The organism is Enterobacter sp. ZOR0014, from assembly GCF_000798855.1.
Classification (GTDB): Bacteria; Pseudomonadota; Gammaproteobacteria; order Enterobacterales; family Enterobacteriaceae; genus Enterobacter; species Enterobacter kobei.
Genome location: NZ_JTLF01000353.1, coordinates 1 through 11,048 on the forward strand (window position 1 = coordinate 1; position 11,048 = coordinate 11,048).

At 57.5% G+C, this 11,048-nt stretch carries 16 protein-coding genes; 10 read left to right on the forward strand and 6 right to left on the reverse strand.

Translation table 11 applies throughout. From position 1 onward, the window contains the following. Positions 1-5 precede the first annotated feature (5 nt). Positions 6-401: a lysozyme inhibitor LprI family protein gene (locus L977_RS20215; RefSeq protein WP_014883313.1), complete on the forward strand. Its 396-nt coding sequence runs from the start codon at positions 6-8 to the stop codon at positions 399-401. Here L977_RS20215 and rutR read toward each other — a convergent pair. Further along, positions 398-1,036 (reverse strand): HTH-type transcriptional regulator RutR, encoded by a 639-nt coding sequence (rutR, locus tag L977_RS20220; protein WP_014883312.1) that lies wholly within the window; start codon positions 1,034-1,036, stop codon positions 398-400. The two genes, L977_RS20215 and rutR, sit on opposite strands and share 4 nt — an antisense overlap. A gap of 243 nt (positions 1,037-1,279) precedes the next feature. Here rutR and rutA point away from each other — a divergent pair, with 243 nt between their 5' ends. The 7 genes from rutA to rutG are packed head-to-tail and all read left to right on the forward strand — an operon-like array spanning position 1,280 to position 6,714. Further along, on the forward strand, positions 1,280-2,371 hold the full coding sequence (rutA, locus tag L977_RS20225) for a pyrimidine utilization protein A (protein ID WP_047626803.1): 1,092 nt from the start codon (positions 1,280-1,282) through the stop codon (positions 2,369-2,371). Further along, positions 2,371-3,060 carry a pyrimidine utilization protein B gene (rutB, locus tag L977_RS20230; RefSeq protein ID WP_047626805.1) on the forward strand — a complete coding sequence of 230 codons (690 nt, stop codon included), beginning with the start codon at positions 2,371-2,373 and terminating at the stop codon, positions 3,058-3,060. The genes rutA and rutB overlap by 1 nt, the downstream gene beginning before the upstream one ends. A gap of 11 nt (positions 3,061-3,071) precedes the next feature. Then, a complete protein-coding gene (gene rutC / locus L977_RS20235; protein WP_014883309.1) occupies positions 3,072-3,458 on the forward strand; it encodes a pyrimidine utilization protein C in 387 nt (128 codons plus the stop codon). A gap of 7 nt (positions 3,459-3,465) precedes the next feature. Further along, entirely contained in the window at positions 3,466-4,266 is an 801-nt protein-coding gene (rutD, locus tag L977_RS20240) for a pyrimidine utilization protein D (RefSeq protein WP_047626807.1), read from the forward strand. A gap of 9 nt (positions 4,267-4,275) precedes the next feature. Beyond that, positions 4,276-4,866, forward strand: a complete 591-nt coding sequence (locus L977_RS20245) for a malonic semialdehyde reductase (RefSeq protein ID WP_014883307.1) — start codon at positions 4,276-4,278, stop codon at positions 4,864-4,866. A gap of 9 nt (positions 4,867-4,875) precedes the next feature. Continuing rightward, complete coding sequence (rutF, locus tag L977_RS20250) at positions 4,876-5,370, forward strand: NADH-dependent FMN reductase RutF (protein ID WP_023332659.1); 495 nt, start codon at positions 4,876-4,878, stop codon at positions 5,368-5,370. Positions 5,371-5,391: 21 nt separating this feature from the next. Further along, on the forward strand, positions 5,392-6,714 hold the full coding sequence (gene rutG / locus L977_RS20255) for a pyrimidine utilization transport protein G (RefSeq protein ID WP_047626808.1): 1,323 nt from the start codon (positions 5,392-5,394) through the stop codon (positions 6,712-6,714). Between the two features lie 73 nt (positions 6,715-6,787). Here rutG and L977_RS20260 read toward each other — a convergent pair whose 3' ends face one another. From L977_RS20260 to L977_RS20275, 4 genes are all read right to left on the reverse strand, one after another. Continuing rightward, positions 6,788-7,312: a GNAT family N-acetyltransferase gene (locus L977_RS20260; protein ID WP_176450254.1), complete on the reverse strand. Its 525-nt coding sequence runs from the start codon at positions 7,310-7,312 to the stop codon at positions 6,788-6,790. A 3-nt stretch (positions 7,313-7,315) separates the two neighbouring features. Further along, on the reverse strand, positions 7,316-7,585 hold the full coding sequence (locus L977_RS20265; protein WP_014883303.1) for a type II toxin-antitoxin system TacA family antitoxin: 270 nt from the start codon (positions 7,583-7,585) through the stop codon (positions 7,316-7,318). A gap of 61 nt (positions 7,586-7,646) precedes the next feature. Beyond that, the gene (locus L977_RS20270) at positions 7,647-8,564 is read right to left on the reverse strand and encodes a DMT family transporter (RefSeq protein WP_047626810.1); all 918 of its coding nucleotides are present in this window, start codon (positions 8,562-8,564) and stop codon (positions 7,647-7,649) included. 116 nt (positions 8,565-8,680) lie between these two features. After that, complete coding sequence (locus tag L977_RS20275) at positions 8,681-8,851, reverse strand: general stress protein (protein ID WP_023332656.1); 171 nt, start codon at positions 8,849-8,851, stop codon at positions 8,681-8,683. Between the two features lie 391 nt (positions 8,852-9,242). Between L977_RS20275 and wrbA the strand changes: the two genes are divergently transcribed. Together wrbA and L977_RS20285 are read left to right on the forward strand one after the other, a co-directional pair. Then, positions 9,243-9,839, forward strand: coding sequence for an NAD(P)H:quinone oxidoreductase (gene wrbA / locus L977_RS20280; RefSeq protein ID WP_014883301.1), 597 nt, complete (start codon positions 9,243-9,245; stop codon positions 9,837-9,839). Positions 9,840-9,857: 18 nt separating this feature from the next. Further along, positions 9,858-10,085, forward strand: a complete 228-nt coding sequence (locus L977_RS20285; protein WP_014883300.1) for a YccJ family protein — start codon at positions 9,858-9,860, stop codon at positions 10,083-10,085. 33 nt (positions 10,086-10,118) lie between these two features. Here L977_RS20285 and agp read toward each other — a convergent pair. After that, on the reverse strand, positions 10,119-11,048 hold a 930-nt coding region (gene agp / locus L977_RS20290; RefSeq protein ID WP_047626812.1), incomplete at its 5' end, for a bifunctional glucose-1-phosphatase/inositol phosphatase.

Below are 11,048 nucleotides of genomic sequence, written 5' to 3' on the forward strand. Positions count from 1 at the left end.
GAACATTGAAAAGAGTATTTCTCGCAGGTGCCGCACTGCTGTTGAGCACCAGCGCGCTGGCCAACGAGTGCGACAACGCCACCACCCAGCTTGAACTGAACACCTGTAGCGCGCAGCAGTACCAGGCGGCGGATAAGAAGCTCAACGCGACGTATCAGGCCGCTATCAAACGTGCGGCAGCCCCCCAGCGTGACCTGCTAAAAAAAGCGCAGCAGGCGTGGATTACCCTGCGGGATGCAGACTGCACGTTTATCGGTTCGGGTACGGAAGGTGGAAGCATTCAGCCAATGATTGTCAATCAGTGTCTGGCAGAGAAAACCGCGGAGCGAGAAGCGTTTCTGGCCTCGCTGATGCAATGCGAAGAGGGCGATTTAAGCTGCCCTCTCCCGCCGGGAAACTAACGCACGCGGATCCCTTCGATAATCATCCGCTGTACGTTTTCCAGGGTGCTGTGGAAAAACGCTTCATCCTGGAGCGTTTTCCCGGTCACCGCCTCGACCTGGGCCGCAAAGTCAGCGTAATGCTGGGTGGCGGCCCAAATCATAAAGATCAAATGTTGCGGATCGACCGGCGCCAGCTTGCCGCTGGCGACCCAGCCGGCAATAATCGCCGACTTATCGTCCACCAGCTGCTTTAAATCCCCCGTCAGCTCAGCCTGCAATAGCGGCGCGCCCTGCAGCATCTCAAGACAAAACAGGCGCGACGCCTGCGGGTAATCGCGTGACACTTCCAGCTTCAGGCGGATGTACTCTTTGATCGCCACCAGCGGGGCCAGCTCTGCGCGGAACGCTTTCAGGGGCGCCAGCCAGATATCGAGGATCTGCTGCATCACCGCCACATAGAGCGCCTCTTTCGACGGGTAGTAGTAGAGCAGATTAGTTTTGGAAACCCCGGACTGCTCCGCTACCTGCTCCAGCCGCGTGCCGTGAATGCCAAACTGTGAAAACGTCTCCAGCGCCGCGCTGAGAATAGCCTGCTTCTTGGCGCTGACTGCCTGTGACCGTTTACCTGGTGTTTTCACTGCGCCTTGTGTCATTCCCGCTCTCCTTATTCTGCGTTGCCCTCAGCATAGCAAAACCCCCGTCTCGCCACGACATTCTGCACTCCCATCGCGCATGAATGCCTGTTTTCTGTGCAATGTTTTTGACCAGTTAGTCCACTTTTAACCGCATCAATACGCCAACTTTCGATTAACACATTAATAACAAAGTCATTTTCAAAACTGGCACTCCCTTTGCAAAAACGCCAGTACCTGCAACGTAGTGAAGAGAGGTTCGTGATGAAAATTGGCGTATTTGTACCTATCGGCAACAACGGCTGGCTTATCTCGACCACTGCCCCGCAATACATGCCGACCTTTGAGCTGAATAAAGCCATCGTGCAAAAAGCGGAGCACTACCATTTCGACTTTGCGCTTTCGATGATCAAGCTGCGCGGCTTTGGCGGCAAAACCGAATTCTGGGATCACAACCTGGAGTCCTTCACCCTGATGGCAGGACTGGCCGCGGTCACCTCGCGGATTCAGATCTACGCTACCGCCGCCACGCTCACTCTGCCACCGGCGATCGTCGCGCGCATGGCCTCCACCATCGACTCGATCTCAGGAGGACGCTTTGGCGTGAACCTGGTGACCGGCTGGCAAAAGCCGGAGTACGAGCAGATGGGGCTCTGGCCGGGTGACGATTACTTCTCGCGTCGCTACGACTACCTGACCGAATACGTGCAGGTCCTGCGCGATCTCTGGGGCACCGGCAAAAGCGATTTCAAAGGTGACTTCTTCACCATGAACGACTGCCGCGTCAGCCCGCAACCGTCGGTGCCGATGAAGGTGATCTGCGCCGGGCAGAGCGACGCGGGGATGGAATTCTCCGCCAAATACGCCGACTTTAACTTCTGCTTCGGGAAAGGCGTTAACACCCCTGCCGCTTTCGCCCCCACCGCGGCGCGCATGAAAGAGGCTGCCGACAAAACCGGGCGCGACGTGGGCTCCTACGTGCTGTTTATGGTGATTGCCGACGAAACCGACGAGGCCGCACGCGCGAAATGGGAGTGTTACAAGGACGGTGCCGACGAGGAGGCCCTGAGCTGGCTTACCGAGCAGAGCCAGAAAGATACCCGTTCCGGCGCAGACACCAACGTCCGCCAGATGGCTGACCCCACCTCCGCCGTCAATATCAATATGGGCACGCTGGTTGGATCCTATGCCAGCGTTGCCAGAATGCTCGACGAAGTCGCCGCCGTACCCGGCGCAGAGGGCGTTCTGCTGACCTTCGATGATTTCCTCTCCGGTGTGGAAACCTTCGGTGAGCGCATCCAGCCGCTGATGCAATGCCGCGCCCACATTCCTGCCGTCACGAAGGAGGTTGCGTAATGACGACCTTAAACGCTCGCCCGGAAGCCATCACCTTTGCGCCGCAGCAGAGCGCGCTGATCGTGGTGGACATGCAAAACGCCTACGCCAGTAAAGGGGGTTATCTGGATCTGGCGGGGTTCGACGTCTCCGCCACGCAGCCGGTCATTGCGAACATCAACACCGCCGTCAGCGCCGCACGGAAAGCCGGCATGCTCATCGTCTGGTTCCAGAACGGCTGGGACGACCAGTACGTGGAGGCCGGTGGCCCCGGCTCGCCCAACTTCCACAAGTCCAACGCCCTGAAAACGATGCGCAAAAACCCTGAACTGCAGGGCAAGCTGCTGGCAAAAGGCGGCTGGGATTATCAGCTGGTGGACGAGCTGGTCCCGCAGGCAGGTGATATTGTCTTGCCCAAACCGCGCTACAGCGGCTTTTTCAACACCCCGCTCGACAGCCTGCTGCGCAGCCGGGGCATTCGTCACCTGGTCTTTACCGGCATCGCCACCAACGTTTGTGTGGAGTCGACCCTGCGCGACGGCTTTTTTCTTGAGTATTTTGGCGTGGTGCTGGAAGACGCGACCCATCAGGCCGGGCCGGAATTCGCGCAGAAAGCGGCCCTGTTCAATATCGAAACCTTTTTTGGCTGGGTGAGTAACGTCGCAGCGTTCTGCGATGCCCTGAATCCGCCGCTCGCCCGTATCGCCTGAGGAGAACGACGATGCCGAAATCCGTGATTATTCCGCCGGGCACCAGCACACCGATTGCCCCGTTTGTCCCCGGAACGCTCGCCGACGGCGTGGTGTATGTCTCCGGTACGCTGCCGTTTGATAAAGACAACAACGTGGTGTTTATCAACGACCCAAAGGCACAAACCCGCCACGTGCTGGAGACGATCAAAAGCGTGATCGAAACGGCGGGTGGCACGATGGAGGATGTGACCTTCAACAGCATCTTTATCACCGACTGGAAAAACTACGCCGCGATTAACGAGATCTACGCCGAGTTCTTCCCCGGCGATAAGCCGGCCCGGTTCTGTATACAGTGCGGGCTGGTGAAGCCTGACGCGCTGGTTGAAATTGCCACCGTTGCGCACATTGCGAAGTGAGGCAGCCATGAAACTCTCCGTCTCACCGCCCCCGTATGAGGGGGCACCCGTGGTAGTCCTCATTGCCGGTCTCGGCGGCAGCGGCAGCTACTGGCTGCCCCAGCTGGCCGCGCTGGAGCCGGAGTATCAGGTGGTTTGCTATGACCAGCGGGGGACGGGTAATAACCGCGATACCCTGCCGGAAGGCTATAGCCTGGCGCAAATGGCGGACGAACTGGCCATAGCGCTGGCTGAAGTCGGAATTGCCCGCTACTGCGTGGTAGGGCATGCGCTGGGCGCGCTGATCGGGCTACAGCTGGCCCTCGACAGACCTGATGCGCTCACCGCGCTGGTGTGCGTCAACGGCTGGCTAACCCTCAACGCCCATACCCGACGCTGTTTTCAGATCCGCGAGCGTTTGCTGCATTCCGGCGGCGCGCAGGCGTGGGTAGAGGCGCAGCCGCTGTTTCTCTACCCGGCAGACTGGATGGCTGCTCGTGCGCCCCGCCTGGAGGCCGAAGAAGCGCTGGCGCTGGCCCATTTCCAGGGCAAAAGCAACCTGCTGCACAGGCTCAGCGCCCTGAAGAAAGCGGATTTCAGCCGCCACGCCGCGCGTATTCATTGTCCGGTACACCTCATCTGTTCCGCCGACGACATGCTGGTGCCCTCTGTCTGCTCGACTGAGCTACAGGCGGCTCTCCCACGCAGCCACAGCGTGGTCATGCGCCAGGGCGGGCATGCCTGCAACGTCACCGAACCGAACGCCTTTAACACCCTGCTGCTGAACGGGCTTGCCAGCCTGCTGCACAGTCCTGAACCCGCTTTATAAGGAGCTTTAATGAGCGAAGCCATTAATCCTGCGGCGCGCGAAACGCTATTCACCGGCGCCCGTACCCACAACGGCTGGCAGAATCTGCCCGTCAGCGACGAGACGCTGCGCGAAATCTACGACCTGATGAAATGGGGCCCAACTTCCGCCAACTGCTCCCCGGCGCGAATCGTGTTTGTGCGCAGCGCAGAGGGAAAAGAGAAGCTGCGCCCGGCGCTCTCCAGCGGCAATCTGGAAAAAACGCTCACCGCGCCGGTCACGGCGATTGTTGCCTGGGACAGCGAGTTTTATGAGCGCCTGCCGGAACTGTTCCCGCACGGCGATGCCAGAAGCTGGTTTACCACCAGCCCGGCGCTCGCCGAAGAGACGGCATTTCGCAACAGCTCAATGCAGGCTGCTTACCTGATTTTCGCCTGTCGCGCCCTCGGGCTGGACACCGGCCCGATGTCAGGCTTTGACCGACAAAAGGTCGACGAGGCCTTTTTCACCGGCACGCTGCTTAAAAGCAATCTGCTGATCAACATTGGCTATGGTGATACGAACAAACTTTACGGACGCCTGCCGCGTCTGGCGTTCGAAGATGCCTGCGGGCTGGCGTAAGGAGCAATCATGACGACACCGGATAAACAAACCTTTCGCGACGCCATGGCCTGCGTCGGCGCGGCAGTCAACATCATCACCACCGACGGCCCGGCGGGAATGGCGGGATTCACTGCCAGCGCGGTGTGCAGCGTCACGGATTCGCCTCCCACCCTGCTGGTATGCCTGAACCGCGGCGCGTCCGTCTGGCCGACGTTTAGCGAAAACCGCACGCTGTGCGTGAACACCCTGAGCGCCGGACAAGAGCCGCTATCCAACCTGTTTGGCGGCAAAACGCCAATGGAGACGCGCTTTGCCGCCGCCCGCTGGCAAACGGGCGACACGGGGTGTCCGCGTCTGGAGGATGCGCTGGCCTCGTTTGACTGCCGCATCAGCCAGGTGGTGAGCGTCGGTACCCACGACATTCTGTTTTGCGACATTGTTTCGATTGTTCGCCACCCCGCGCCGCAAGGGCTGGTGTGGTTTGACCGCGGCTACCACGCGCTTATGCGACCCGCCTGCTAAGGCGCTTTAAGGAGACAGACCATGTTCGGATTTCCCCACTGGCAGTTGAAATCGACCTCCACAGAAGCAGGCGTGGTCGCGCCTGATGAACGACTCCCGCTCGGACAAACGATGGTGATGGGCGTCCAGCATGCAGTCGCGATGTTTGGTGCGACCGTACTCATGCCGATGCTGATGGGGCTTGATCCCAACCTGTCGATTCTGATGTCGGGTATCGGCACCCTGCTGTTCTTTTTTGTCACCGGTGGGCGCGTGCCCAGCTATCTGGGCTCCAGCGCCGCGTTTGTCGGGGTAGTTATCGCCACAACCGGATTTAACGGCCAGGGGATCAACCCTAACCTGAGCGTGGCGCTCGGCGGCATCATCGCCTGCGGCCTGGTCTATACCCTGATTGGTCTGGTGGTGATGAAGATTGGCACGCGCTGGATCGAACGCATGATGCCTCCCGTGGTGACCGGTGCCGTCGTCATGGCGATTGGCCTGAACCTGGCGCCGATCGCGGTGAAAAGCGTCTCCGGCTCGCCGTTTGAAAGCTGGATGGCGGTGATCACCGTGCTGTGTATCGGCCTGGTGGCGGTGTTTACGCGCGGGATGATCCAGCGTCTGCTGATTCTGGTCGGGCTGATTGTCGCCTCTCTGGTTTACGCTCTGCTGGCGAACGTTTTCGGTCTCGGCAAGCCGGTCGATTTTACCCTGCTCCATCAGGCTGCCTGGTTTGGCCTGCCGCAGGTCACTTCCCCCACCTTTAACACCCAGGCAATGATGCTTATCGCACCGGTGGCGGTGATCCTGGTGGCGGAGAACTTAGGTCACCTGAAGGCGGTCGCGGGAATGACCGGCCGCAGTATGGACCCGTACATGGGCCGTGCGTTTGTCGGTGACGGTCTGGCAACCATGATCTCGGGCTCCGTGGGCGGCAGCGGCGTCACCACCTATGCCGAAAATATCGGCGTGATGGCGGTGACCAAAGTCTACTCGACGCTGGTCTTCGTCGCGGCAGCGGCGATGGCGATACTGCTTGGTTTCTCTCCGAAGTTCGGCGCGCTGATCCACACCATTCCGTCGCCGGTCATCGGCGGGGCATCGATTGTGGTATTTGGGCTGATCGCCGTGGCCGGGGCGCGTATCTGGGTGCAGCATCGGGTCGATCTGAGCCAGAACAGCAACCTGATTATGGTGGCGGTCACGCTGGTGCTGGGCGCGGGCGATTTCGCGCTAACGCTGGGCGGATTTACGATTGGTGGGATCGGCACGGCAACGTTCGGGGCAATTCTGCTTAACGCCCTGCTGAGCCGCCGGATGGGCGCAGCACCGCAGGGTGAGGTGGTGCATCAGGATTCGTAAAATCTTGACGTCGGGTAATAGTCACACCTTACCCGACCATAATCTTGCGTACTATCAAAAGGCAGTACAACGATCACGCCTGCTCAAAGAGTTGTTCGATAGATTTTGTGGGGAAGAAAAGAGAATGGCTGTTTTCACCTGTCAGCGGAATAAAACCCTGCTTCAGATAGAATCGTTTTGCCTGTTCATTGAGAGCATCAACAAAGATTCCGTGTACCCCTACCGCCTGCGATGCCAGATACACAACGCGCATAGCATGTGCGACGAGCGTTGTTCCCCACTCCTTTCCCTGTAGATCTTTATGCACAGCCAGACGCCCCAGCGTCACACTGGGTACGTTGACATAGGGGATCCGACGCTGCTGGGTCTTAGAAGGAAGCATCGCTTTTTCAAAGCAGCTTCCGGACAACGTGTAATAGCCCAGCACACGCGGATGGTCACGATCTTTAAGCAGGTAGCCTCGCAATATCCGTCCCTTGTGCTGACGCACCAGATGTTCCGTCAGGAAGGCATTGAGCGAGGGTTCACCACAATCGAAGCCCCTGAAATCGTAATCACTTCCCTCTGAAAACATTTCGATCGTGAGATTTGCCACGATGCTTCACTCCATGTTTCGAAGACGTTTTGCCGCTCGCTTCAGGCGTTCATTTGGCTCTGGCGGATTGTCGATGGCGTCCATCACCGCATTCCATGATGACTCGTTTAATACGAGACGCCGATGTTGTTCGATGACTTCAGCAGCGCGTTCTGACGCACTGTTCACCATAAACTGGGTGATTGTCTGGTTCGTCATCGCCGCCGCTTCTTCAATCATTGTTTTGTCTTCGTCCGTTAAGCGAAGATCGATACGCTGTTTTTTAAGTGCTGGCATGGTTTACATCACCGTGTACGGTATTTATCCGTACATATCATGGACTAATCCGCTCCGTTTTTCAATCACAACCTTTTTCAGTCGTCAGATCGCTCACCTCAATCCGGCGTTTTCTGAGCTTCAGCTCGCTCACCAGCACCCCGGCGACAATAAATGCCGCACCGACCAGGGCCAGCAGCGGCAAACGCTCTCCGGCGAGGCGACCAAAAATCCCCGCCCATACCGGTTCACCGGTGTAGATCACCGTCGCCCGCGTCGGGGAGACGCTGCGCTGCGCCCAGTTCATGGTGACCTGAATAATGGCGCTGAAGATGCCCAGCCCCAACGCGACCACGATCAGACCGGTAGACATCGGCGGCACGGACTCTCCGGCCGGTACCATCGTCGCAAACGCTACCAGCGACGCCGTGGCGAGCTGGACCACCGTCACGCGCTTGACGTCCACCTTGCCCGCCCAGGCGCTAATCAAAATAATTTCCGCCGCAATGGCAATCGCCCCGACGAGGGTAATGATCTCGCCCGGTCCCAGTGCCAGCAGGTTATTTTCCGGCCCGGCCAGCAAAATCAGGCCGATAAACGCCAGCACGATACCGATGCAGGACATCATCCCCGGCAGCCGTCCCAGGCAAAGCCACTGCAGGAGCGGTACCAGCGGTACATACATGGCGGTGATAAATGCCGATTTGCTGCTGGAGATAGTCTGTAATCCCCATGTCTGCAGGCAGTAGCCCATTGCAATCGCCACCCCGATCGCCACCCCGGCCTTCAGCTCTTTGAGGGTTAGTCCGCGCAGGGATTTTAGCGATACGAGCGCCACGGCTATCGCCGCCGTCGCAAAGCGCAAACCAACAAAAAAGAACGGATCGCTCAGCGTTACCGCGTACTGGACGGCCAGAAACGTCCCGCCCCAGAACATGGTGATGAGAATAAGGATGGCTTCCTGCGGTTTTACGGAGAATTTAAAGCGTGAGACAGACATGCGACACCAGCAAATGAGAACAATTCTGTAGTGTGCGTCGCCTTTGGTTACAGTTCAATGTTGCAGAAATAAAAAAACCGCCGGGAACGCCCGGCGGCAGGGTTCAGCCTGGCGCGTTACTTATTGCTGCCGTGGCTGTTTTTACCCCCTTTCTTGCCAGCCTCTGATGCGCGCTGAGGGTCATTTTTGAAGTTGCCCCCGCTATGCTGGCCACCTTTACGACCTGCTTCTGATGCTCTTTCACGGTCTTCAGCGAAATTACCTGAACCACCACGATGGTTTGCCATCTCTAACCTCCAGAGTGTGAAACATTAGACATCATATTGCATTCAGTAAAAGAGGATTCTTTCACCTCGCGGCATGAGGACAGTGCCTTTATCTGTGCCGCGTGAAACTAAGCTTAGTGGACTAAGGCTGTCCGGCAAGCTGCTGGTAATATCCTGCAACAGGATCTCAGTCTTTCGGGTGAGATAACGCGGCGGAGATTCATAACTCTTTCTTATCATTTCAAAAAACGGAGGCGAGAAAGTTGTTTCATTTTGCTACAGCACACTTCCCCAATCATATTGTTATAAATCAAAGAAATGGTGTTCATTTTTGCAGTCTGGCCGTGATGGCATATCTTTAAATGAACGCAGCGATCCGCTGTCAGAAAACACAAACGAGGAGTGATGCAAAATGGCAAAAGTTCTGGTGCTCTATTATTCCATGTATGGACACATTGAAACCATGGCTCACGCAGTCGCAGAAGGTGCAAACAGGGTGGACGGCGTTGAGGTTGTGGTGAAGCGCGTACCGGAAACCATGCAGGCGGAAGCCTTCGCCAAAGCCGGGGGAAAAACACAGAATGCCCCGGTCGCCACGCCTCAGGAGCTGGCAGATTACGATGCGATTATTTTCGGGACGCCAACCCGTTTCGGCAATATGTCCGGCCAGATGCGCACCTTTCTCGATCAGACGGGCGGGCTATGGGCCTCAGGCGCTTTATACGGCAAACTCGCCAGCGTCTTCAGCTCTACCGGCACCGGTGGCGGTCAGGAGCAGACGATTACCTCAACCTGGACTACCCTTGCTCATCATGGGATGGTGATTGTGCCGATTGGCTACGGCGCGCAGGAACTCTTTGATGTTTCTCAGGTACGTGGCGGTACTCCCTACGGTGCAACCACCATTGCCGGCGGCGATGGTTCCCGACAGCCGAGCGACGAAGAGCTCGCCATCGCCCGTTATCAGGGTGAGCATGTCGCGGGCCTCGCCAAAAAACTGAACGGCTAACTCAACAGGAGGACAAGCATGCCAACTCAGGAATCAAAAGCCCACCGCGTGGGTGAATGGGCAAGTTTACGCAATACCTCTCCGGAGATTGCCGAAGCCATTTTTGAAGTCGCGAAATATGACGAGAAACTGGCAGAGCAGATTTGGGAAGAAGGTAGCGACGAAGTGCTGGTTCGCGCCTTCGAAAAGACGGACAAAGACTCGCTCTTCTGGGGCGAACAGACCATCGAACGTAAAAACGTCTGAACGTTTCCCCCCGCCTTTGCGGGGGGTTATCCTCTATTTTGCCGCGCTGTTCATCACCGCATTAAACTTATCAACCGGGCAGAAGCCGTTAGCATCCACCGGGCAGCCTTTCAGCTCCAGCGTTACACGCTGCGCGGGGGATTCCAGCGACAGCACGCTGGCGTTTCGCAGCTGCTCTGAGCTCTGGTAGACATACTCAATTTTCATCAGTTCCTGGTTAGCGTTTTTGTCATGCCAGCGCTGGAAGACTATTTTGCCGCCAATTGGCGTGCGCTCGTGCTGATCGTGGAGTTGATACGGTTTGAAATCCAGCGCGGTTAGCAGCGACGCAATGTTCGAATCATGCCCTACCAGCAGGGTGATTTTAGGCGCTTTCGCCTGATCGGTGACCAGCGCGTTATCAATATATTTCACCAGCGGTTTGGCCACGTTTTGCGCCACCTCGGTGGAGGTAAACAGCGAGTCCTGATAGCCGTTTTTGAGCTTCGACAGCACACGCCACTGCTGGTCAGTCTTGATCTCACCCCAGGCCACCTGGTCAGCCGGGAAACCTTCGTAATATTGCAGCGTGAACGCATCCACCAGCGAGTTACCCACTTTCAGCGGACCGGACACGCCTGGCTCTTTTTCATAGTCGGCACTGAACGTATCTTTCGCGTCCGCCAGCGAGCAGACTTTTTTCTCTTTGCAGGACGGCGAATCGGCGTAGTTCGTCATCTGCTCCAGCAGCTTATAGCTTTCTGAAAGCTGCATTTTCTGCCGCTCGGTCTCCATCGCCTTCAGCGCTTTTTCGCGGAACTCAGGCGAGTTATCGGTAATGACCGGATTAAAGGTGGGATCCATCGTGCCCATTTTTTCCTGATGATGCACAGGCACATCGCACCCCGGGAACGCGCCGGTAATGAAGAATTGTGCGGTCGCAACGGTACGCTGCAGGCTATTGGCATATGCATAAACATGTTC

What these genes read in the sequence shown, in the direction of transcription:
- rutR (WP_014883312.1), bottom strand. Translation starts at nt 1,036, where the DNA reads ATGACACAAGGCGCAGTGAAAACACCAGGTAAACGGTCACAGGCAGTC.
- rutA (WP_047626803.1), top strand. Translation starts at nt 1,280, where the DNA reads ATGAAAATTGGCGTATTTGTACCTATCGGCAACAACGGCTGGCTTATC.
- rutB (WP_047626805.1), top strand. Translation starts at nt 2,371, where the DNA reads ATGACGACCTTAAACGCTCGCCCGGAAGCCATCACCTTTGCGCCGCAG.
- rutC (WP_014883309.1), top strand. Translation starts at nt 3,072, where the DNA reads ATGCCGAAATCCGTGATTATTCCGCCGGGCACCAGCACACCGATTGCC.
- rutD (WP_047626807.1), top strand. Translation starts at nt 3,466, where the DNA reads ATGAAACTCTCCGTCTCACCGCCCCCGTATGAGGGGGCACCCGTGGTA.
- L977_RS20245 (WP_014883307.1), top strand. Translation starts at nt 4,276, where the DNA reads ATGAGCGAAGCCATTAATCCTGCGGCGCGCGAAACGCTATTCACCGGC.
- rutF (WP_023332659.1), top strand. Translation starts at nt 4,876, where the DNA reads ATGACGACACCGGATAAACAAACCTTTCGCGACGCCATGGCCTGCGTC.
- rutG (WP_047626808.1), top strand. Translation starts at nt 5,392, where the DNA reads ATGTTCGGATTTCCCCACTGGCAGTTGAAATCGACCTCCACAGAAGCA.
- L977_RS20265 (WP_014883303.1), bottom strand. Translation starts at nt 7,585, where the DNA reads ATGCCAGCACTTAAAAAACAGCGTATCGATCTTCGCTTAACGGACGAA.
- L977_RS20270 (WP_047626810.1), bottom strand. Translation starts at nt 8,564, where the DNA reads ATGTCTGTCTCACGCTTTAAATTCTCCGTAAAACCGCAGGAAGCCATC.
- L977_RS20275 (WP_023332656.1), bottom strand. Translation starts at nt 8,851, where the DNA reads ATGGCAAACCATCGTGGTGGTTCAGGTAATTTCGCTGAAGACCGTGAA.
- wrbA (WP_014883301.1), top strand. Translation starts at nt 9,243, where the DNA reads ATGGCAAAAGTTCTGGTGCTCTATTATTCCATGTATGGACACATTGAA.
- L977_RS20285 (WP_014883300.1), top strand. Translation starts at nt 9,858, where the DNA reads ATGCCAACTCAGGAATCAAAAGCCCACCGCGTGGGTGAATGGGCAAGT.